Here is a 22,512-nt window from a genome sequence, read left to right as displayed (position 1 = left end):
GTCGGACGCCTCGTACCGCTATGACCATCACTCATGCTCAACGAGGTCGCCTATGAACGTCGGTATCTACGGAACGCTCGTCACGGCTTCACTGGTTCTGCTGCTCGGTAACCGGCTAGTCGGATGGATCCCCCTGCTGCGCAGCTATACGATTCCCGAGCCCGTCGCCGGCGGGCTCCTTGTGGCAATCGTCCTGTTGATCCTGCGCACGACCAGTCACATCGAAGTACGTTTCGATACCGCGCTGCAAACGCCGCTGATGCTCGCCTTCTTCGCGACCATTGGCCTCAACGCCAACCTCGCCAGCCTCAAATCAGGTGGCCCCCTGTTGCTGCGTTTTCTCGGTCTCGTGATCGGCCTGCTGATCCTGCAAAATGCAGTAGGCATCGCTCTCGCTTATCTATTGGGCATCGATCCGCTGTACGGTTTGCTGGTCGGCTCGATCACATTGTCCGGCGGTCATGGCACCGGCGCTGCATGGAGCAAGGTGTTCGCCGAACACCACGGGCTCCAGTCCGCCACGGAAGCCGCGATCGCCTGCGCGACTTTCGGCCTCGTGATGGGCGGCATTCTCGGTGGCCCGGTCGCGCGGGTGCTGATGCGGCAAGTCGCCAGGAAGGACGTCGCACGCGCCGAAAACGACGCGGAGAATCACGGCGACAACCCCGCCGAGCCGCCGCTCGCCTTCGAAGAACCGAAGGCGGAACAAGCCACCACACCGGCCGCCTTCATCGAGACGCTGGCGCTGATCGCGATCAGCCTCGCGGCCGGCGAGGTGCTCGCACAAGTATTGGCCGGTACGGCGATCGAGCTGCCGACGTTTGTCTGCGTGCTATTCGTCGGCGTAGTGCTAAGCAATGTACTAGGACTCGCGGGCAAACCCGTTATCGATCACGCCGTCGCCCTGCTCGGCAACGTGAGCCTCGCGCTATTCCTCGCCATGGCGCTGATGACGCTCAAGCTCTGGGACCTCGCCTCGCTAGCGCTGCCGGTCGTTTCGATTCTCGTCGCGCAGACCGTTTTGATGGCGCTCTATGCGATCTTCGTCACGTTCCGCGTGATGGGCCGCAATTACGACGCTGTCGTGCTCGCATCCGGTCATTGCGGCTTCGGGCTCGGCGCCACGCCCACGGCCATTGCCAATATGCAGGCCGTCACGGCCCGCTTCGGCCATTCGCACCTCGCCTTTCTGGTGGTGCCGATGGTCGGTGCCTTCTTTATCGACATTGCTAACGCGATCGTCATCAAGGGATATCTGGCCTTGCCGATCTTTCATTAGCCGATGCGGCTACGGCACGATCGCGGTTCGTGGCAACGCGATCGCGCCGCAGCAGCCGATCTCAGATCATTTCCAATGCCAGCGCGATCCCCTGTCCGCCGCCGATACACAACGTGACGATGCCGCGTTTCAGGCCGTCGCGGCGCATCGAATGCAGCAGACGCGTCGTCAATACCGCACCGGTCGCACCGATCGGATGACCGTGCGCGATCGCGCCGCCCTGCACGTTGATCAGTTCATCCGCGATACCGAGTCTGCGCGCCACCGCGATCGGCACGGCGGCGAAAGCTTCATTGATCTCGAAGCGTTCGACGTCCTCGAGTTGCCAACCTGCGCGAGCCAGGGCCATTTGCACGGCCGGCACCGGACCGAGGCCGAACATGCCCGGCTCGACGGCCGCGATGCCAAATGCCACCAGCCGCGCGATTGGCTCGATACCACGCGCCTCGGCAAACCCACGTTCAGCAACTAGCATAGCTGCCGCGCCGCTATTCAAGCCCGGCGCATTGCCTGCGGTAATCGTGCCGTCCGGACGGAATGCCGGACGCAGTCTGGCGAGCGTTTCGACCGTGGTATCCGGACGCGGCTGTTCATCGCTCGTAAAATGCTGCGGACCTTTGCGCGCCGGAATTTCGACGGCGACCAGTTCAGCGTCGAAATCGCCGCGTGCCTGCGCTTCGGCAAAACGCTGTTGCGAACGCGCGGCCCAACGGTCCTGCGTTTCGCGCGTGAGGTCGAACTGCGCGACGAGGTCTTCCGTATGCCAGCCGGAATGCTCGCCGGAAAACGCATCGTTCAGGCCATCACGCAGCAGGCTGTCGTGGATTTGCGCGTTGCCCATCCGGTAACCCCAGCGGCCACCATCGAGAAGATAGGGCGCGCGGTCCATGTTTTCCATGCCGCCGGCCACGGCCGCATCGCCGAGACCAAGCCAGATTTCCTGGGCTGCGGACGCAATCGCCTGCGCGCCCGAGCCACACACACGATTGACCGTCAACGCGGGCACTGCCACCGGTACGCCGCCGCCAATCGACGCCTGACGCGCCGGATTCATCCGGTTGCCGGCCTGAATCACGTTGCCTAGCACCACCGAGGCCAACGCGGCCGGATCGAGGCCGCTGCGCCGCAGCGTTTCACGCACCGCGACCGCGCCGAGTTCAGTTGCGGGCACCTCTTTCAGCGATCCGCCGAATGCGCCGATCGGCGTTCTCACCGGATTGCAGATCACTACTTCTCGCGTACTCATCATTCATCTCCAGTTGGACTACTACGTTCACCGCCACATCCACACGCATCAATTCGCCGATGCGGCCGTGACCGTTTCGGGGACATCCCAGCCGCCGCCGAGCGAGCGGTATAGCGCGACCGCTGCGAGTGCATGCTCGCGTTTGGCCTGATTCAACGATTCCGCGTCACGCAGATACGCCTCCTGCGCGGCGAGCACATCGAGGAAATCCGTCGCGCCGCCCTTGTAAAGCTCACTCGACAGACGCAACGCGTGGTTCGATGCATCGAGCGCGCCGCCCAGACGTTGCACCTGCACCGCACCACTCACCAGGTCGCTGCGGTTGTCCTCGATCTCCTTGAGCGCCTGAAGCATGGTTTGCTGCAGGCCGAGTTGCGATTCGCGCATCCGGCTTTCGCTCGCGTCGATATTTGCGGTGATGCGGCCGGCGTTGAAGATCGGACTTGTTGCGTTCAATGCGGCGCTGAAGAGGTTATCGGTCAGTGTCGGCAGGCCGAGATACGACGAGGCCAGCAATCCGTCGGCGAGATTGAGTCTGAACTGCGGATAGCGCTGCGCTTTGGACACGCCCACTTCCGCCGCGCGCTGCTCGACCGTGGCGTAGGCATTGCGCACGTCCGGGCGCTGCAACAGCGCTTCCGACGGCAACATCTGCGGCACGCTTTGCGCGGGCACTGGAATGTCGCGTGCGTTAGCGAGCAGCAAGCCGTCGACGCTCTCCGGCGTACGCCCCGAATACACCGCGATCAGACTCAGTTGATGCTGCACCGCCGATTGGATGCGCGGGATCTGTGCCTGCAAATCCTCCAACTGATTCTGTGCACGCGCGACGTCGAGTTGCGTCGACAGTCCGTAATGCAAACGCTCCTGCGTGAGTTTCAGGGCGCGGGCGCGGATCTGTTCGTTGTCGCTGAGAATCTGCAATTGCGATTGCGCCCAGCGCAGATCGATGTACGCCGCCGCGGTGTTCGCCGCAAGTGCGAGGCGCAGTTGATTCAAGGACGCCTGCCGACCCGACACTTGCGCCTCGGTTGCGAGAACAGCAAGACGTTCGCCGCCGAAAACGTCCGGCGTCCAGCTCGCCGTCACGCCGACGCCGGCCTGACGCACATAGCCGAGCGGTGGCGGCGTGTTCTGGCGGGAGTCGGATGCAGTCGCGCTGGCGTTCAATTCCGGCAGCAAGGCCGCGCGATTCTGCTTCGCGAGATCCTGCGCCTGCTTGACGCGTTCCACCGCGGCTTGTACGTCAAGATTGCCGGTCAATACCGATTCCACCAGCTGATGCATGACGGGATCGCCGAATTGCGCCCACCATGTATTGGCGTTGATGCTGTCTTGAGGAGCATCGACATTCCACGCGGTCGGTGCGACGGTCTGAACCGTGTGCTGCAGATCCGCATGCGTTTCAGGTTGCACAGCGCATGCCGCAAGTGTCAGCAGCGCCGCGCTCGCGAGTACTTTCATAACGATGGGTTTCATGCTGGGTTCCTCAATGAGCATCGGGCGGCGGTGCGGAATTGCCAAACGGGCGCGAAAACAGCACGCTCAGCAAACCGACGACGAAACAGAGCGACAGCGCAAAGAACGTGTCGGAGAACGTAAGCACGAGCGCTTCGCGCATCAGCAGCGAATGCAACGTCCCGAGGCCCGCATTGGCCGCATTCAGCGCATCGCCGCCGACTGCCGCGAAGTGCGCGCTTTGCTGCTGCAAGATCGACTCGATCACCGGACGGCCCGCGCTCGCATGCTCGTCGAGCCGCTCGTAGTGGAGATTCAATCGATCGTTGAGCATGGTGCTGCTCACGGCAATGCCAATCGCGCCGCCGAGATTACGCATCAGATTGAAGAGACCGCTGGCGGATCGAAGCCTCGACATCGGCAATGAACCGAGCGCCATCGTGACGATGGGCGGAATACAGAACTGCTGGCCAACGCCGCGCAACGCCTGCGGGATCAGCAATTCCTGCCAGCCCCACTGATTGGTCAGCGGCACATACAGATAACAGCCGACGCCGAACAGCACCAGGCCGAACACCAGCAGGATCCGCATGTCGACAAAACGCGCGACTATCGAATACGCAACCATCGCGACCAATTGAAAACATCCCACTGACAACAACGCCACGCCGATCTGCAACGAATCGAAGCCGCGCACACGCGACAGGAACACCGGTGTCAGGAACACCGCGCAGAAAATCCCGATCCCGGTGATGAAGGACAGCAGACTGCCAATGCCGAAGTTGCGGATCGCCAGTGCGCGCAAATCGACGATCGGCTCTTTCGCGGTGAACGCGTGCACGATGAACAGGAATCCGCAGATCGCCGCCACCCAGGTACACGTCAGGATCACGTCGTCGCCGAACCAGTTCTTGCGTGGCCCTTCCTCCAGCACGTATTCAAGGCAACCGAGAAAACCGGACATCAACAGGATGCCGAGATAGTCGCCCTTTTTCAGCAGTGAGAGATCGACGTTGTCGAAGTGCACGTACTTCGGCACCATCAGAGTCACGGCGAGACCCGGCACGAGGTTCAGATAGAACAGCCAGTGCCACGACCATTGCGATGTGATCCAGCCGCCGATCACCGGGCCGACCGTCGGTGCGAGCGTGGCGAGCGCGCTGATGGTGGTGGACGCAATCAGGCGCTGCTTGCCGGGGAACAGCACGAATGCCGTCGTGAACACGGTCGGAATCATCGCGGCGCCGAGCGCGCCCTGCAAACCGCGAAACAGGATCATCGAGTTGATGTCCCATGCAAGGCCGCATAGCATACTGGTGACCGTAAAGCCCAGCGCGGAAAATGCGAACACCCAGCGCGTCGAGAACACACGCGTGAGCCAACCGGACATCGGGATCACGAGAATCTCCGCGATCAGATACGCGGTCTGCACCCACGAGAGCTCATCCTGACTCGCGGACAAGCCGCCCCCGATATCCTTGAGTGAAGACGCCACGATCTGGATATCGAGTGTCGCCATGAAAAAACCGAGGCACATCAGCACGAACGCGAACACTTTGGTGCGCGTCGGCAGGTCGGCGGGATTGGCAAGGACCTGAGTCATGATCGTTTAACCGTGAGCAGCGTCGAGGTGCACTTTCACCGTCGCCGACAGGCCCGGGCGCAGCACGCCCTCCATATCCTTCGGCACCTCGAGACGCACGCGAACCGGCACGCGCTGCACGATCTTCGTAAAGTTACCGGTCGCGTTTTCCGCCGGCAGCACGCTGAAGGTCGCGCCGGTCGCCGGCGCGAGACTCTCAACCACGCCGTGAATCCGCTTGCTCGACGCATCGAGATCGACGTCGACACCGTCGCCGACATGCATCTTCTTCAACTGGTCTTCCTTGAAGTTGGCGTCGATCCACAGTCCGCTCGACGGCACCACAGTCAGCAGCGACACGCCAATGTTCGCCAGCAAGCCGACGCGCGCGGTGCGATTGCCGACGTAGCCGTCGATCGGCGAGCGGATCGTGGTGTACTCCACATTCAATGCCGCGACCCGTTGCGCCGCCTGCGCAGTGGCGATGCGCGCCTGCGCGTCACCGATCTGCGCGTCGAGCACGGCGATCTGCCTTTGCGCCGCAATCAGGGCCGCGCTGCTGCGGTCGACCGCGGCATGCGCTTTGGTCAGATCGGCGTCCGCCCGTTCCACGACCTGGTTCGATACCGCATCGTCCTTTACCAGTTCGCGATAGCGCGTCTGGTCGGCGGTGCTGCGCGTCAACTCGGCGCCTGACGCCCGAACTTCGGCGGCCTGCTCGTTGATGGTGGCAAGCTGCAGGGACTTCTTCGCCTGCAACTCGGTGACAGCCGCCTGCGCACTCTCGACTTCCGCACTGGCCTGCGCGAGACGAGCGTCGTAATCGCGTGCATCGAGCCGGATCAGCACCTGATTCGCATGGACGAACTGGTTGTCCCGCACCAGCACGTCCGTGACGAAGCCGTTCACCTTCGGCGACATCACGGTCACATCACCGCCGACGTAGGCATCGTCCGTCGTTTCGACAAAGCGGCCGACGAAGAACCAGTACGACGCCGCAAGTGCCAGCACCGCGAGCACGGTGATGACCGCGAGCAGCATCCACGGAATGCGCCGTGCCGGTTTGGCGGCGTTCGCCACGCTGGGCGGTGCGATAGTCGAGGGTGTAGTGGACATGATGGCTGTATGTGTGTATGCACTCGTTGAGCTTAAAAAAAAGCGCGTTACGCTGCGCCGGCTTGACCCGCTTCACGCGGGGCAGATTCAAACGGGGTCTTTTGTAATGGCGAACAACTCAGTACGCAAAGCCGCCGCGCGCTGCTCGCCGAAACGATCTTCGAATTCGGCTTGCGCCGCATACCAATGCTTGCGCCCGGCTTGCAAACGTTCTTCGCCGGCGGCCGTCAGCGCAATCGACAGCGCCCGCACATCCGCCCCAAGCGTCTCGCTCGACACCAGTCCGTTACGCCGCAGCGGCTGGATCGTGCGGACCAGCGTGGTGCGCTCCATGCGCATGGCTTCCGCCAGTTGTTTCATGGTCATCGGACCCACGCGCTTCAGGCGCCCCATCAGCGAAAACTGCGTGATGGTGAGGCCGACATTTTCCAGGTGACGGTCGTAAATCTGCGACACATAACGCGCGGCCTGGCGGATCGCAAAGCAGTCGTCGTCGAAAAGCCCGTCCATCGCTGCGCTTCCTTTTTGTGAGTGCGTATGCACATAATCAGGCGTAAAAAAAGCTCGTTGAAACGAGCTCGTACGCTTTGTCTATCCGGTGATGCCGAAGAGCTCGGAGCGCAGCGCCTTGGCACGTGCGTGGCCAAACTTTTCCTCGAACTCGTCCTGCGCGGCACGCCATGCGATTGCGGCCCGATCGAAGGTCGTTTCGCCCTTCTCCGTGAGACTGAACAGAAACGTACGACCGTCATGCTCCGCCGATTCGGCGACCACCAGCCCATCACGCTGCAACGGTTTCATGGCGCGGACCAGCGTGGTGCGCTCCATGACCATGGCATCCGCGAGGTCCACCATCGGCAGGTTCGGCGTGCGCGCGAGCTTGGCGAGAATCGTGAACTGCGCAGCCGTCAGCCCTACCTCGCCGAGATGGCGCTCGTAGATTTGCGTGACGTGCCGGGCCGCCTGGCGCAGCGCGAAACAGTTGCATTCGTCGTAGGAGAGAGGACGGGTCATGTTGCGCAGTGTATATGTGCATACGCACTATGTCAAGATCACTTTCGCTCGGCAGATACCTCGTAGGGTTCGACCGGCCGGCTTATGGTCTGCTTCTGAAAGGGACTAATCAGCCGGCCATGACCTACGATCCGGCGAACTATGCCGGCAACGTGCATCCGTTCCTGTCGATTGGAGGGTTCGTGTAGTAACGGTGCGCTAAAGCAGCCGATACGCCAACCTCGCCGCCGCCCTCGCCGTGCGCTTATCCTGATCGAGCGACGGGTTGTACTCCGCAATATCCGCGGCGCGCAGCTTGCCCGACGCACGCACGCTCTGCACCATCGCTTCGACCACCGACAAGGGCACGCCCAAAGCGGCAGGCGCCGATACACCCGGCGCGGTAGCGGCTGGAAGCACGTCAAGATCGATGGTCAGATAGACGTCGTCCGCTGAATCCAGCAACTGCTGGAGGTCGTCCAGACGCTGCGGCAATTGCGGTTCCTGCATGTCGACGTCGAGCACGTAGCGCACGCCGAGTTCCCCTGCATGCGCGAACAGCGAAGCGGTGTTGCCCAGATCGCTGATGCCGAAACAGGCGTAGTTGAACGGCGCGCCCCGCTCGGCGCAGTCGTTCGCAATCTGATCGAACGGCGTGCCTGAATTAGCCGGCCGCTTCTGACGCAGATCGAAATGAGCGTCGAAATTGATGATGAGTAGCTTGCGGGTTGCGGCTGAAGTTGCCCCATCCACGCGATCCTGATGCAAGCGCAAACCGCTATACGTTCCCCACGCAACCTCGTGACCGCCGCCGAACACCAACGGCCGGCCGCCGCTCGCGAGCACGTCGCTCACTACGTTCGCGAGTTCCGCCTGCGCGCCTTCGAGGTCGCCGTCGTCGCACACCACATCGCCCGCATCGGCGAGCGCCGCCATCGACGTTTTCGCCGGCAGACCGGCCAGCACACGGCGCAATTCTTTTGGCGCATGCGCCGCGCCAACGCGCCCCTGATTGCGCCGCACGCCTTCGTCGGAACCAAAGCCGACGATCACCGTCGCATCGCTTTCAACGCACGGGGCGGCGCGTAAAACATCCTCATTCCGCCGCGCGCCGCCGAACGGCACTACCTGATTGAAAATACGCCGGGTATCGCCGGGCTCACCCTCGTCGGAACGGCCGCTCCACACCTTGTTGTCGAATGGAACTCTCATGCGCGCGACAACACCGCCTGCAGGAAAGCCCGCGTGCGCGGCTGTGACGGCGCCGAGAAAATCTCAGCAGGCGGTCCGGCCTCGACAATCACGCCGCCGTCCATCACCACCACCACGTCGGCGACTTCCTTCGCGAAACCCATTTCGTGCGTGACGACCACCATCGTCATGCCTTCGCTCGCGAGCAGCTTCATCACCTGCAGCACTTCGCCGACCAATTCGGGATCGAGCGCGGACGTCGGCTCGTCGAACAACATCACGCGCGGTTGCATCGCCAACGCGCGAGCAATGGCAACGCGCTGCTTCTGACCACCCGACAAGCTCGCCGGCATCCCATGCGCCTTGTGGGCCAGACCGACTTTTTCCAGCAACGCCATTGCAGTTGCTTCGGCTTCGGCCTTGCTAGCGCCACGCAACATCCGCGGACCGACCGTGATGTTATGCAGCACCGACAGATGCGGAAACAGGTTGAACGACTGAAACACCATACCCACTTCGGTGCGCAGCGCATTCAGCGAGCGCTCCTTGAGCATCGCCCCGTGATCGACCAGCCGATGCCCGCAGATATCGATCGTGCCGCCTTCGGCCTCTTCAAGCCCATTGCAGCACCGCAGGAAAGTACTCTTGCCCGAGCCGCTCGGCCCAATCACGACCACCACTTGCTGCGGCTGAATGTCGAAGTCGATGCCGTTAAGCACGGTATGCGAACCGAACGATTTGGTCAGCCCACGAATGCTGACGATAGGTTCATCTACTTTTACGGTGTTCATTGCACCATCCCTCCTGCACGCAAGCGGCGCTCCACACGATGCAGCGCGTAATTCGTCACCTGTGTCAACACCAGATACACCAGCGCGATAGCCAGATACACTTCGAGCGAACGGTACGACACGCTGATGATCTTCTGGCCTTCATGCATCAGATCGTCGATCGTCAGCAGCGACACCAGCGCCGAGTTCTTGATCAACGCGATGAACTCATTGCCCAGCGGCGGAATCATCCGCACGATCGCCTGCGGCAGAATAATTGCGCGCATCGCCTGCCCCGACGACATGCCGATCGAACGCGCCGCTTCCATCTGCCCGCGATCCACCGATTGAATCGCGCCGCGCACGATCTCCGACACATAAGCCGCCGAATACAGGCCGAGCCCCAGCATCCCGCACACGAAAGCCGGCAACAGAATGCCGAATTGCGGCAAACCGAAGAACAGCAGGAAAAGTTGCACAAGCAACGGCGTGCCGCGGAAAAACGTGAGGTACGCCGTACAGAAGGCGTACACGATGCGCCGCTTCGGCGTGAGCCGGCCAATACCGATCAGCAGGCCCAGCACACAGCTCAGCGCGAGCGCGGCGGCGGTCACTTCGACCGTCACCAGGGCGCCATGCATGATGTCCGGAAAGCCGGCAATCACCGGAGAAAAATCGAGTTCCATTATCTCTGCCCAGCCGGTTATTGCGCGGTGGCGCCGAACCACTTGTGGACGATCGCCGCATACGTGCCGTCTGCCTTGATCTTCGCCAGCGCGGTGTTGAAGGCGGCCTTCAGTTGCGGTTCGTCCTTGCGCACGGCGATGCCGTAGGCTTCGGTCGTCAGCGGCTTGTCGAGCACGTGGAAGCCACCACGGGTCTTCGCAAACTGATAGGCAGCGGGCTTACCGGTCACCGCGGCATCGGCGCGGCCAATACCCACCAGGTCGAACATTTCCTGATTCTTTTCGACTTCGACGCGATTGATTTGCGGGAAGTTGTCGCGCAGGAAGTTGACCGATTTCGTGCCGACCTGGACCGAGACTTTCTTGCCGTTCAGATCCGCCGCCGATTTGATCGGCGAACCGTCTTTCACCAGCACGACGAGGCCGCCGGCGTAATACGAATTGGTGAAATCGATCACTTTCGCGCGTTCGTCGGTGATGTAGATGCCGGAGATCGCCGCATCGAAACGATGCGCGATCAGGCCCGGAACCAGGCCCTTGAAGTCGATGTCGGTCCATTGCACGCGTTTGCCCATGGCTTTCGCGAGCGCATTCATCATGTCGACGTCGAAGCCGGTGCGCGCACCATTTTCGGTGTATTCCATCGGCGGGAAGGTCGCGTCGGTGGCGACGTTCAGCACGTCCGGCGTTTGTGCGGACGCCGCGCCGGAAAAGCTGGCGAACGTCACCGCAAACGTGACGCATGCGAGGGACAACAGTCGATTCAGTTTCATGGGAGGGCTCCTTGTGGTTCGTTCAGTTCGTTCAGTTCGTTCAGTTCGTTCGGTATCCAGATCGAATGCGGCCGCGAGCGGCCCTGCCCGATCAATCGGTTTGCATATGCTCGGAAATAGCGCGGGCCGTACGTAGCGTCCCGTCGATGAATTGGCTTTCCCGGCTGATGGCGCGCGTGGACGGCGCCATCAGCGTGATCGACGCGCTGCTTCCGGCGCCGCGTCCGCTGCGATGAAATATCGGGGCGCTCACGCCCCACACGCCCGGATCGACTTCGCTGTCGCTGACAGCGTAGCCCTGAGCGCGAATCTGTTCGAGTTCGGCTTCGATCGCGGCGCGGCCGGCGGGATCGTTGTCGAACAGGTTGTCGAGCACTTCTGTGCGCGCCTTGTCGGCCATGAACGCCAGCAGCGATTTCGCCGAGGCGCCGGCTTTCAGCGGCACGGCGCGGCCTTTTTCGAACGAGCAGCGCAACGAGTGCTGGCTGTCGACCATTTCCAGGCACATCACCTGATGCTTGACCGCGACCACCAACCCGATGCTTTCCTGCGACGCGCGCGCCAGTTGCTGCATCTCCGTGCGGCTCGCTTCGACGAGCAGCGAATTGACGTCGAAGCCGAGCGCGAGTTGCAGGCTGATCGGACCCGGCGCGTAATGGCCCGCGTTTTCAGCGACGAAACCCCAGCGCTTGAGCAGCGCGATTTGCCGGTACAGCGTGCTTTGCGCGAGACCGGTAACAGCGAGCAGATCCTTGACCGACATGGCCTTGCCGTGACTGGCGAGTGCCGCCAGCACCAGCAGCACCCGTTCAGCTCCTGTCACACCCTGTTCCGCGTTCACGATGAAAACTACCCACAATGAATAACGGAATCAGAATGCCAGAACATTCTCGGATTTCAAAAATTGGATTCCCGGTGAGTGGGAATAGAGAGCGAGGGTTTTCCCCGAAAGCGGGATAAAAGAGCGTGCCGCAGCGGACGCGCGGCACGTCGAGTGAATTCGTCTGCCCGGAAAGCGGCTTGCTGAAGGGGTAAAGCGAGTAGACGCATCCGGCAAAAGCGGGTGCTTAAAGCGCGAGCACCGTCACACCTACCTCAACCCGATGCGCCCCGCCCCCCAGGATCATCCCGCGCAGCAAGGACACGTCGCTGTAATCGCGCCCAATTGCGAGCGTCACGTGGTCCATATCGGCGAGCACGTCATTGGTGGGGTCGAGATCGATCCAGCCACTGCCAAAAACCCGATAGTCTTGACTCTTTCGTAAGACGCGTTCCTGCTGCGCGCAAACAGATGGATGAATCCATCTGAGTCTTAGTCCCGCTCAATTTGATTGAGAGGAATCTTAGAAATTAGTCTTCCACGCAAGACTTTATCGGAATTCTGGAGGTCATCCCGAAATGTTTGCAAAAAATGACACCACGGTTCTGCTTTTTATAATATTTTTCTCATAGCGCTACGGTTGATTGCAAAATATAGGTACGCGGCATCGACTTGCGGATCCAAATTTCACGATCATGCTTCGCATGACATGATTCGAATATTTATCCTCGTCTCTACGTTTAAGTTTTTTAATATCTGATCGTCATTTTTTAGGCTGAAATAAATATATGTCCGCCGTGAGTTTGCCTAAGGCTTTCCTGATTCTGCTAAACGGGACAGACTATCAGATTGGGGAGGGTCATAGCTGGAAAAGAGGTGTCCTGAGTGCGGCTGTCGCTCTAGCGGCGACATTCCCGCTCTTCAATTTATTACATAGTCAATTTTACACGGGGGCGGTGCCACCGGAAGCGCCGGTTATTCGAAGCGTCGGAAATTTTACAAGTGGAATTTATAATCGACGATCAATTAATCGACAATATTCCATCGATTTTCATGCGAACGACGGAAAAATTTACAATTTAATAGATAGCGATTTGGATGTTGTGAGAATTGGAAAGGCTAATTCAGGACTAAATTTTTACGTGGAAGGTTTCCTGCTCCAAGACGGTCGCGGTTTTTTTTGGCCCACGCTCATAAGTGAACTAGACGGACATGTACTGCTTAGCCGGGAGACGTCTAATCTCAGCCTTAAGAAAAACAGGGATCCATTCGGAAAAATATTGTTGTGGGAATACGGATTGATTCTGCCCCTATGGTTTATCTCCCTTTCGAACGCAATCAAGCTCAGAAAAAAACTTTCCAGAGATAGTTAAATGAAAACGCAAAGCTTTATTGAATATATCGGCGATGTCGTCGCCTATATTACCGGCTCGTCCGTCAGCGTGGCCGATGCGGCTAATTCCGCTCAGCAAGCTGTGGTCGAGCAGGCTACGTCAAAAAAAGTCATCACTACGGCCGGAGCTGCGAATGATCTGCTCGGCGTGGTCGCTGGAGGAATGCAGCAAATCTTGCAGACGTTTTCGCAGGGCGCTGAGAAAGCCACCCAGCTGTTAGGTGAAGCTGTAGCCGCAACGTCAGTGTGCGGCCCAAACACGGGGCCCTTCCAATATGACCTTGTTTAAAGCTTTCTTGATCTTGCTGCGGGGCCCAACCGAGACGATTGGGCCGGAATATAAATGGAAACAGTCTATTTTGACTGGAGCTATCATTTTTACCCTGATATCGCCATTTCTTGCTTTCGTGCACTCCATACCTTATCGGGGTGCCATACCTCCTGAAGCACCTATTTTAAAAAGGCGCGGCGTATTTGTTTTTGGCAATGATCGACACGGACCCAAAAAATATCCATTTATCGATTTTAAAACTGAAAACGGACAAATTTACCGACTTCAGGATTACGTAGGTTACAACTCGATTTTGAAATTTAACGAAGCCAATCCTGACCATCAGGAGGTCCGAGCAGAAGGTTTTTTCTTGCGAGATGGCCTAGGTCGGTTCTGGCCAACTCAGGTGACGACCGTCGACGGTAAGGTTCTGCTGGACAAGGATAGGCAGAATGTGGCGTTGATGCGCGCCAGAGATCCGCTCGGGACGATTTTTTATATGTACCTTATCGCTGGATTTCTTTGGATTTTATCTGCCTTTAACGCTATTAAGATTAAGAAAAGAGCACTTCAGGATTAAATATGTCAACGATTACCACTGAACAAGGAATTGCTTCTCTCGTGAATTTTCTAGTAGGCGGAACGGTCAGTTCAGCCGATGCCGTCAACGCGGCGGAACAAGCTCGTACCGAAACTGACCCAACGCTCCAACTGCTTGCCCGATTTACTGCTGCTGCAGACCTTGCGGGCATCAGCGGCAGCACTGGCCAGATGTTGCAGCAGTTTGCGTCGGATTCAGCCGAGGCAGGAAAATTACTGGGCTCCGTCGCGAAGAAGGCGGGTTGGGTCGGACTCGCGGCGGCTACTCTAACAGCGATTAAAGTAGCGCACGAAACAGGTCCAGCAAATGTGCCAGTTGGCAACCTAGCATCAATTGTCGGAGCGGGCCTTGGCATTCGTGCTGCTGCCGTTGCTGCACCTGAAGTCGCAATCGCATTGGGCTTTCTTGCGGCTGGCATGACGGTGATCGGATGGGTAACTCAAGATTCCAGGTACTCGATTTCGAACGTGCTGCAAGAACTGCAAGGTGTCGTTCAGTCATATTACGGCCAGCTCTCCGCTTCGGATCAGGCTGTATTCACAAGCACTCTGTCAGACACCATGCAGTTAACGCTATCCGGCGGCATGATGGTGCCGCAGGTAGATGATTCAGGCTGGATCTCCGGATACAAGGTCGAAATTCCGTCGCGCGTGGCTCAGCAAGGCGACGGCAGCACGCTCTATACCTTCGAATCTGGCGTCACCTATATCGTGGGAACAGTATCCGACGACGGTCCGTTGACAGACCCGACAGCCAGCGCCGGCAAAAGCGTCTGGACCGTTCCCGAGACAGGTACGAACAAGCCGCTCACGCTCAACATCTACCAGGACGGCTGCTACACAACCCACTTCACAGACTCGGACGGCAAGCTCATTACGGAGGTGTATATCACCGGTTCCTCGGCAACGTACGCCGTGGCACCCATGAGCACTCCTTCAGGCGGTGGCGAGTATCAGTTTGTTTACGTCACAGGAACCGACAATCAGGTCACCATCCACGGCGACAACAACCTGGTGTCCCTCGCCGACGGCAATCACGTCATCATCGATGGCGCTAACAACATTGTCCACGCTGGCGCTGGTACGACTGTTCAGTTCGGCTCAGCCGACGGCAACACCATTTACAACGCCATCACCGGCGAAACACTCACCGTCGCCGACGGCGGTATCAACGTAACAGGCGCTCTGAACGGTGGGTGCGGTGGCGAAGATGTCTTACTCGGATCATTTAATCGACTCTCGATCAACGCCGACGGCTCGAAGACGCTCACCCTACAATACGACGGTGATGACCGCTTGATCCACCGTACCTATAACGCCGCAGGCGTGCAAATCGAAGTGCTGTCCATTCGCCCGGATGGCTCATATGCAGACATTCTCTACGACTCGGTAACCGGTTTGATAACAAGGCAGACGACTGCAGGTAGCGACGGAACGGGCCTTGTTTTAAAGTTTAATGCTGCCCAGCAGTTGATCGAACAGGACTACATTCGGGCAGGCGGGTCGGGCACCCAGTTTCTCAAGGACCCGGCAACCGGGCAAACCACAGGTATCAATACGATCAGCGGCGCACTGCTGGACGCCCCGCATTACGATCCAGCCACAGACGCTGTCACCTGGACTTCGCGCACCTTCGCTTCGGTGCGCTCGACAGCCACCGCTTATGCCGAGGCTGATCATCAAGCGGTCCAACTGGTTCAGGCGATGGCCGCATACGCGCCGGAGCCGTCGGTGTCGACAAGCCTTACTGCCGTCCCACCCGAAAACTCTCAACTCTTGCTGGCTGTGTCCGCCCATTAACACTCTGACATAACGATTCAGGTGCTGCCGCTTCCACGCGCAAAGGGAAAGTGGCGGCCCGGAATGCATCAATCGTCCGCTGGTCGGGAACGTTCGAAAGCATGACAAGGGTTCGGTTAGCCGCCGGACGCATTCACACGTTTCAGATATCCACCGCATCACTGCACGTTCATCCGCGCTTTATAAAGTTAAACGATGGGATTCGAAGAGCAATCTGCTCACCTTGAAGACGCCGGCCTGGCGGCACTGGTCGTCATTGCACGCCTTCACGGTATTGCCACCGACGCGTCTCAACTAAAACATGCAGCCGCAACGAACGGACACGCATTTTCCGAAGCGCAGTTGGTGCTGTCCGCCCGCGAAATCGGTTTGAAAGCCAGCGCCGTGAAGCTTGTGCCGGAACGGCTGGCAAAAACACCGTTTCCCGCGCTCGCGTTGGACCGCACCGGCCGCCACTTCATTCTCGCGGGCTCGGACGGTGGAACTGCGTTGGTGCTGGAACCCGGCATGCAGGCGCCGCACACGAAACCTGTGAGCGAAGTTCTGGAGCGCTCCACCGGTCGCATGTTGCTGTTCACGTCCCGTGCATCTCTCGCCGGCAACCTGGCCCGCTTCGACTTCTCGTGGTTCATTCCTGCCGTCGTAAAGTACCGCCGACTGCTTCTCGAAGTCTTAATGGTTTCGGTGGTACTGCAGATCTTCGGGTTGGTCTCACCGCTGATGTTCCAGGTGGTGATGGACAAAGTACTTGTCAATCGGGCCTACAGCACGCTTAACGTGGTTTGCGTGGCGTTGCTTGTCAGCTCGGTTTTCGAAGTGCTGCTCACGGGTTTACGAAACTACGTCTTCTCACACACAACCAATCGGATCGACGTCGAACTCGGCGCGCGACTCTTCCGCCATCTACTGGCATTGCCACTCGCGTATTTCGAAGCGAGACGCGTGGGCGACACCGTCGCACGCGTGCGCGAGCTTGAAAGCATCCGGAACTTTCTCACGGGCCAGGCCTTAACGGCTTTCATCGACCTGATCTTCTCGGTGATTTTTCTTGGCGTGATGTGTATCTACAGCGTCTGGCTGACGCTGATTGTCGCGATCTCGCTCCCCGTTTATGCCGCTATCTCCATGACGCTGAATCCGCTTCTACGGGAGCGACTGAATCACAAATTCGCACGTGGAGCCGATAACCAGTCGTTTCTAGTCGAGGCCGTGTCCGGCGTGCAGACAGTCAAGGCAATGGCGATAGAGCCGCAGTTCACCCGCCGCTGGGACAATCAGCTCGCGGCCTATGTCACGGCGAGTTTCCGCGTCAACGCGCTAGGGAACGTCGGGCAACAGCTCATTCAACTGGTGGGCAAACTGGTCACGCTTGCGACCTTGTTCTTTGGTGCGAAGCTCGTAATCGACGGCAAGCTGACCGTTGGCCAACTAATTGCGTTCAACATGATGTCCCAACGCGTCAGCGCGCCGGTATTGAGACTGGCCCAGCTTTGGCAGGATTTTCAGCAGGTCGGCATTTCGATGCAGCGCCTGGGTGACATCCTCAACACGCGCACGGAACTGCCGCCCAGCCGCCAGGCGCTGCCCGATGTGAAAGGGGAAGTCAGTTTCGAGGACGTGCGCTTCCGTTACCGCGTGGACAGTCTGCCGGTCCTCAATGGGGTCAACCTGACGATTCAGCCTGGAGAAATTGTCGGCATCGTCGGCCGATCAGGATCGGGGAAAAGTACGCTAACCAAACTCATGCAGCGCCTCTACACGCCCGAGAGCGGACGCGTGCGCATCGACGGAATCGATCTCGCGCTGGCCGATCCGGCGTGGTTACGGCGGCAGATCGGTGTGGTGCTGCAGGAGAACCTGCTTTTCAATCGCTCGATTCGCGAGAACATCGCCGTGACAGATCCGGGCGCATCGCTCGACGTGGTGATCCATGCCGCAACGCTAGCTGGCGCTCACGACTTCATTTCGGAGCTGCCTGAGGGCTACGACACGGTAGTAGGCGAACATGGCTCCTCGCTGTCGGGCGGACAGCGACAGCGTATCGCTATCGCGCGTGCACTCGTGACGAACCCGCGCATCCTGATTTTCGACGAAGCAACCAGCGCGCTCGACTTCGAGACCGAACGGGTGATCCAGAACAACATGCGTGCGATGTGTCACGGTCGCACGGTCATCACCATTGCGCACCGATTGAGCGCCGTGCGTCATGCTGATCAGATCATCGCGATGGACAAAGGTCAGATTGTCGAGCGCGGCAGCCACGACCAGTTATTGGAGAAGAACGGCTATTACGCGCACCTCGTCTCTTTGCAAAACACCTGATGACCACGCATTTCCTGAAATTGCGCGCCATTGCTGATCTATGCAGGCGCTACGGCGCGACGTTCCGTTCGGTATGGGCGATCCGCGATCAACTCGATACGCCGGAGCGTACAGCACAGGAACTGCAATTCCTGCCCGCGAATCTCGAACTGATCGAAACGCCATCGCACCCTGCGCCACGGTGGACGATGCGTGTCATTGTCGCCCTTGGCGTCCTTATCTTGCTGATTGTTGTATTCGGCAAGCTGGATATTGTTGCAACCGCAAAAGGCAAACTGATTCCTGGCGAACGCGTGAAAACCGTTCAGCCGGCTATCACGGGAGTCGTGCGACAGATTCTGATTCGTGACGGTGAGCGCGTAACGCAAGGACAGGCGCTGCTGGTTCTCGACACGACCCAGGCCGCTGCCGATGCACATAAGGCACGCTCAGCACGAATTGACGCCGCCCTATCGGCAGAACGTGCACGGGCGCTGCTGGCCGCGATCAAAACGGGGCGAGGCTCGATCTTGCCGCGAAGTTGGGACGTCTGAACGCCGGGGACATACAAATGGGAAGCCGCTAAATTGCAGATAGTCGCGGGGCATCAGCAACTTTCCGAGGGAAGTTTCGAGCAGAGCAGGCGAAAAACTTAGAGCGCAAGCACCGTCACACCCACTTCCACCCGATGCGCCCCGCCTCCGAGGATCATTCCGCGCAGCAAGGACACGTCACTGTAGTCCCGCCCGATCGCGAGCGTCACATGGTCCATATCGGCAAGCACGTCATTGGTGGGGTCGAGATCGATCCAGCCACTCTCCGGGCAATAAACGGACACCCACGCATGCGAGGCATCCGCACCGATCAAGCGCGGCTGCCCAGGCGGTGGATCGTTGCGCAAATAACCGCTCACGTAGCGCGCCGGCAAACCCAGCGAGCGCAAACAGCCGATCATCACCTGCGCGAAGTCCTGGCATACCCCGCTCTTCAATTCGAAGGCGCGCTCGGCGGGCGTGTCAAACATCGTCGCCGAAGGTTTGTACGCGAAGTCTTTGTGAATCCGGTGCATCAGATCGATCGCACCCGCCACGATCGGCATGCCGGGAGGAAAGCTCGGCAGCGCATAAGCGCGCAACGACGGCCGCGGCACGATGTTCGGCGATGCAAAGCAGAACTCCACCTCAGGCCGGAACTCGCCGCCGACCCAGAAACGCAACTCGTCCGCCACGTCTTCCCATTCGGGTGTTTCCTCGGGATCGAGGTCGGTCCAGCGCGGCATAAGCGCGACGGTGGTTTCGCTGACGAGTTGCAGGCGCTCGTGCGGAGCGTCGAGCGCGAAGTACAGGACGTCGTTGCCGAATGCATCGATACGACTGGTTTGATACGACGGCTCCGGTTCGATCTTTTCGCTGTGCGAGACCACGCGCTGCCACGCACAGGCGATCGGCCGGATCGTCGCCAGATGCTGGGCGGTCTCCACATACGTGGAGTAGTGGTAGGTCGTGCGATGGGAGACGGACAAGACAGTCGGCGTGTTCTTCATGACCACACCTGCGATGCCACCGTACTGGCATGACTGAAATAGCGCGCGCTGATCTCATGCGCCGCCGCGCCGACATAGCCACCAATCTGATCGCACACCGCAATCAGGTCGGCGTATGAATCGTCTTCGTCGATGGCGCACAGGGCCGCGAGCGCCGGCAACGATGCGGCAGGCGGCATCATTTCCGCAAACGGCCGATGCCGCATGCCGCCCGCGGCCACGGCGATCTCTTCGAGTTTTTTGCGCAGGCGCTCATAGACGCCATAGACGCCGCGCGGATTGGTAGGCTCGATCACCAGCAGGTCGAGCAAGGCCGGTACTTCGAAACGGCCCGGATACAGCGAGCGGTACGTCAGCGTGCTGTCGAACAATTGCAGCAGCAGATCGAACCCGGCTGGCGTCGAGAGTTGGCCGTTATCGGCGACAACACGCAAGATGGACGACATCGCCGACACGCGTTCGATGTGCCGTCCAACGAATAGCAGACGCCACGCTTCGTCGCGTGTCATGCGATCGCCTTGCGCGCCGCTGATCGCCGACAGCTGCACCGACAGGCGTTCGAGCGCGTTCATCAGCGTCACGCGGTCATAACGGTCGTAGCGTTCGCTGCGCTCGGCGCGCCCGTTGCCATTCGCGCCGCCCTGCGATGAGCCGCTACCGCTGCCACCACCATTACCATTGCCATTGAGACCCGCAGCCGGCATCAAGGTCTGCAATGCATCGCGGAAGTCGTTGCGCGCCGCGAGAATCGTGCGCCAGTGATCGTTCGACAAACGCCCCCGCACCTCGCCGTTCGCACGCGCCTGATAGTTGAGGTTCTGGCCGATGCTCGCAGCGCCGGTGCTCTCGCTCAGATTCGCAACCAGCGCGCGCTCGAATGCCTGTGGCGAATGCGGCGTGGACATATCGCCGGATTGCACGAGACCGCAATGCATGGCGAGTTCGACCAGCGTGGGGAACATCGCGTCGGCGTCGTTGCCTTCCAGCGAGCCAAGAATCAGGCGCAACAGCCGCACATTGTTTTCGGCGCGTTCGCCATAACGTCCGGCCCAGAACAGGTTTTCCGCCGCGCGGCTCGACACGGTGCGATGCTTGCGCGCGAGATCGGCGGGTTGCATCGGCGAAGGCAACAGCGTGAAAGTCGACGTCGGCTGACTCGACAGCACCCACGTGTCGACACTACTGCCGCCGTACTGCATCGACACCGTCGCCTGGCGCTCGGCGGCCATCCGCGTGAAGCCGCCTGGCATCACATGCCAGCCGCCGTTGACGTCGGCAATCGCATAGACACGCAGTACCGACGGACGACGGCCAATGGTGCCGTCCTCGTAACGCGGCGTGCAGGAAAAGCGCTGCGGCTGCTGGATCGTATAGGCGTCCGGCATCGCCTCGATGCGCTCGCGCCATGTCGACAGCCGTTGCCTGCCCTGTTCGATTCCGGGTGGCGCATCGCGTGCCGCGACCGGCCACGTCGGTACGATGAACGCTTCGTCCAGACGCCCGAATGCGTGGACGCGCGCCGCCTTTTCGCCACACCACCAGGTGGCCACGCTCGGCAGCACAAGGTCTTCGTCGAGTAAAACTTCGGCGATACCCGGCAGAAAGCCATGCAAGGCAGGCGATTCGACAAAGCCCGAACCCGGCACGTTCGACACGATCACATTGCCCGCGCGCATCACCTGCAACAGGCCCGGCACACCGATGCTCGAATCCGCGCGCAGTTCGACCGGATCGCAGAAAGCATCGTCCAGACGCCGCAGCACGACGTGCACACGTTCGAGACCGGCGAGCGTCTTCAGATACAGCATGTCGTCACGCACGGTCAGGTCTTTGCCTTCGACCAGCGTAACGCCGAGATAACGCGCGAGAAACACGTGCTCGAAGTAGGTTTCGCTAAATGGACCAGGCGTGAGCAGCGCGATATGGGGCAAACCATCGGCGCCCGAACTGTCGTGCGCCATGGTGGCCTGGGCGGCCTGCGCGAGCGTCGCGATCAGTTGCGAATAGGTCGGGGCGAGGCGGCTCACGCGCATCGCGCGGAACGGTTCGGCGAACAGCGTCGAGACGATCAGCCGGTTTTCCAGCGCATAACCCAGCCCGGATGGCGCCTCGGTGCGATGTGCCATGACGGTCCAGTTGCCGGCAGGCGTACGCGCCAGATCGACGGCAACCACCTGCAGATACTGCCCGCCAGGCGGCGTGAAGCCCTTCACAGAACGCAGATACCCCGGATGCCCGAACACCAGCGCGGGTGGCAACTGCCCACGCTCGAGCAAAGTCTGCGGCCCATAAATATCGGCGACGATGGCATTGAGCAGATGCGCGCGCTGCGTCACGCCACGCTCGATATGCGCCCACTCGGCCTCGCTGATCAGGAACGGCAGCAGGTCGAGCGCCCACGGCCGCGGCTCGCCGTTATCCGCGTAGACGTTGTAGCTGATGTCGTTGTCGCGGATCTGCTGCGCGATCGACGCGCGGTGATCTTCCAATCGCGCGATGCCGTCTTCGCCGAGCCGCTCGAAGAATTGCCGCCACGGCTCGCGCAACACGCCTGAGGCGTCGCGTAACTCGTCCCAATGTCCTTCGTAAGCCGGCAACAGCCGCAATAAGGACGAAGCGTCCGCGCGCGCCGCGGACGTTTCGAAAGGAAAAGTCGATTGAAAGGCCAAGGTCGTGTCGTTCTTAAAAGT

At 60.0% G+C, this 22,512-nt stretch carries 21 protein-coding genes and 1 pseudogene; 8 read left to right on the top strand and 14 right to left on the bottom strand.

Going from position 1 to position 22,512, the window contains the following annotated elements:
- Positions 1 to 52: 52 nt before the first annotated feature.
- Entirely contained in the window at positions 53 to 1,279 is a 1,227-nt protein-coding gene (gene gltS / locus PQQ86_RS24210) for a sodium/glutamate symporter (RefSeq protein ID WP_408272649.1), read from the top strand.
- Between the two features lie 61 nt (positions 1,280 to 1,340).
- On the opposite strand, the gene PQQ86_RS24205 is transcribed toward gltS, so the two are convergent.
- The 6 genes from PQQ86_RS24205 to PQQ86_RS24180 form a co-directional block, all read right to left on the bottom strand.
- Positions 1,341 to 2,525, bottom strand: a complete 1,185-nt coding sequence (locus PQQ86_RS24205; RefSeq protein ID WP_408272644.1) for a thiolase family protein — start codon at positions 2,523 to 2,525, stop codon at positions 1,341 to 1,343.
- Between the two features lie 48 nt (positions 2,526 to 2,573).
- The gene (locus tag PQQ86_RS24200) at positions 2,574 to 4,004 is read right to left on the bottom strand and encodes an efflux transporter outer membrane subunit (RefSeq protein WP_408272640.1); all 1,431 of its coding nucleotides are present in this window, start codon (positions 4,002 to 4,004) and stop codon (positions 2,574 to 2,576) included.
- 10 nt (positions 4,005 to 4,014) lie between these two features.
- A complete protein-coding gene (locus tag PQQ86_RS24195) occupies positions 4,015 to 5,586 on the bottom strand; it encodes a DHA2 family efflux MFS transporter permease subunit (RefSeq protein ID WP_408272638.1) in 1,572 nt (523 codons plus the stop codon).
- A 6-nt stretch (positions 5,587 to 5,592) separates the two neighbouring features.
- Complete coding sequence (locus PQQ86_RS24190; protein WP_408272635.1) at positions 5,593 to 6,681, bottom strand: HlyD family secretion protein; 1,089 nt, start codon at positions 6,679 to 6,681, stop codon at positions 5,593 to 5,595.
- 87 nt (positions 6,682 to 6,768) lie between these two features.
- Entirely contained in the window at positions 6,769 to 7,191 is a 423-nt protein-coding gene (locus tag PQQ86_RS24185; RefSeq protein WP_408272632.1) for a MarR family winged helix-turn-helix transcriptional regulator, read from the bottom strand.
- Between the two features lie 81 nt (positions 7,192 to 7,272).
- Positions 7,273 to 7,695 (bottom strand): MarR family winged helix-turn-helix transcriptional regulator, encoded by a 423-nt coding sequence (locus PQQ86_RS24180; RefSeq protein ID WP_408272629.1) that lies wholly within the window; start codon positions 7,693 to 7,695, stop codon positions 7,273 to 7,275.
- Positions 7,696 to 7,724: 29 nt separating this feature from the next.
- Here PQQ86_RS24180 and PQQ86_RS24175 point away from each other — a divergent pair, with 29 nt between their 5' ends.
- A complete protein-coding gene (locus tag PQQ86_RS24175) occupies positions 7,725 to 7,883 on the top strand; it encodes a hypothetical protein (protein ID WP_408272626.1) in 159 nt (52 codons plus the stop codon).
- 10 nt (positions 7,884 to 7,893) lie between these two features.
- Here PQQ86_RS24175 and hutG read toward each other — a convergent pair whose 3' ends face one another.
- The 6 genes and pseudogenes from hutG to PQQ86_RS24145 form a co-directional block, all read right to left on the bottom strand.
- A complete protein-coding gene (hutG, locus tag PQQ86_RS24170) occupies positions 7,894 to 8,886 on the bottom strand; it encodes a formimidoylglutamase (protein ID WP_408272624.1) in 993 nt (330 codons plus the stop codon).
- A complete protein-coding gene (locus PQQ86_RS24165) occupies positions 8,883 to 9,656 on the bottom strand; it encodes an amino acid ABC transporter ATP-binding protein (protein ID WP_408272621.1) in 774 nt (257 codons plus the stop codon). Before PQQ86_RS24165 ends, hutG begins: the two co-directional genes overlap by 4 nt.
- The gene (locus tag PQQ86_RS24160; protein WP_408272618.1) at positions 9,653 to 10,321 is read right to left on the bottom strand and encodes an amino acid ABC transporter permease; all 669 of its coding nucleotides are present in this window, start codon (positions 10,319 to 10,321) and stop codon (positions 9,653 to 9,655) included. Before PQQ86_RS24160 ends, PQQ86_RS24165 begins: the two co-directional genes overlap by 4 nt.
- Before the next feature lie 17 nt (positions 10,322 to 10,338).
- Positions 10,339 to 11,094 (bottom strand): transporter substrate-binding domain-containing protein, encoded by a 756-nt coding sequence (locus tag PQQ86_RS24155; RefSeq protein ID WP_408272615.1) that lies wholly within the window; start codon positions 11,092 to 11,094, stop codon positions 10,339 to 10,341.
- A 91-nt stretch (positions 11,095 to 11,185) separates the two neighbouring features.
- On the bottom strand, positions 11,186 to 11,935 hold the full coding sequence (locus PQQ86_RS24150) for an IclR family transcriptional regulator (RefSeq protein WP_408272613.1): 750 nt from the start codon (positions 11,933 to 11,935) through the stop codon (positions 11,186 to 11,188).
- 226 nt (positions 11,936 to 12,161) lie between these two features.
- Positions 12,162 to 12,329, bottom strand: a pseudogene (locus tag PQQ86_RS24145) (transglutaminase family protein); the annotation flags it as partial.
- Between the two features lie 373 nt (positions 12,330 to 12,702).
- Here PQQ86_RS24145 and PQQ86_RS24140 point away from each other — a divergent pair.
- From PQQ86_RS24140 to PQQ86_RS24115, 6 genes are all read left to right on the top strand, one after another.
- On the top strand, positions 12,703 to 13,287 hold the full coding sequence (locus PQQ86_RS24140) for a hypothetical protein (protein ID WP_408272610.1): 585 nt from the start codon (positions 12,703 to 12,705) through the stop codon (positions 13,285 to 13,287).
- Positions 13,288 to 13,596, top strand: coding sequence for a hypothetical protein (locus PQQ86_RS24135; RefSeq protein ID WP_408272608.1), 309 nt, complete (start codon positions 13,288 to 13,290; stop codon positions 13,594 to 13,596).
- Positions 13,583 to 14,158: a hypothetical protein gene (locus PQQ86_RS24130; RefSeq protein WP_408272605.1), complete on the top strand. Its 576-nt coding sequence runs from the start codon at positions 13,583 to 13,585 to the stop codon at positions 14,156 to 14,158. The genes PQQ86_RS24135 and PQQ86_RS24130 overlap by 14 nt, the downstream gene beginning before the upstream one ends.
- A 2-nt stretch (positions 14,159 to 14,160) precedes the next feature.
- The gene (locus tag PQQ86_RS24125) at positions 14,161 to 15,978 is read left to right on the top strand and encodes a hypothetical protein (RefSeq protein ID WP_408272602.1); all 1,818 of its coding nucleotides are present in this window, start codon (positions 14,161 to 14,163) and stop codon (positions 15,976 to 15,978) included.
- Between the two features lie 195 nt (positions 15,979 to 16,173).
- A complete protein-coding gene (locus tag PQQ86_RS24120) occupies positions 16,174 to 18,300 on the top strand; it encodes a type I secretion system permease/ATPase (protein WP_408272599.1) in 2,127 nt (708 codons plus the stop codon).
- Positions 18,300 to 18,833 carry a biotin/lipoyl-binding protein gene (locus PQQ86_RS24115; RefSeq protein ID WP_408272595.1) on the top strand — a complete coding sequence of 178 codons (534 nt, stop codon included), beginning with the start codon at positions 18,300 to 18,302 and terminating at the stop codon, positions 18,831 to 18,833. The genes PQQ86_RS24120 and PQQ86_RS24115 overlap by 1 nt, the downstream gene beginning before the upstream one ends.
- 98 nt (positions 18,834 to 18,931) lie before the next feature.
- Here the strand turns inward: PQQ86_RS24115 and PQQ86_RS24110 are convergent, their stop codons facing one another.
- A complete protein-coding gene (locus tag PQQ86_RS24110; RefSeq protein ID WP_408272593.1) occupies positions 18,932 to 19,822 on the bottom strand; it encodes a transglutaminase family protein in 891 nt (296 codons plus the stop codon).
- Positions 19,819 to 22,491, bottom strand: coding sequence for a circularly permuted type 2 ATP-grasp protein (locus PQQ86_RS24105; protein WP_408272591.1), 2,673 nt, complete (start codon positions 22,489 to 22,491; stop codon positions 19,819 to 19,821). The genes PQQ86_RS24110 and PQQ86_RS24105 overlap by 4 nt, the downstream gene beginning before the upstream one ends.
- Positions 22,492 to 22,512: the final 21 nt, after the last annotated feature.

Source organism: Paraburkholderia sediminicola (genome assembly GCF_046026675.1).
GTDB classification, from domain to species: Bacteria; Pseudomonadota; Gammaproteobacteria; order Burkholderiales; family Burkholderiaceae; genus Paraburkholderia; species Paraburkholderia sediminicola_F.
Note: the sequence above shows the minus strand (reverse complement) of the source record. Positions and strands in the feature narration are given on the sequence as shown.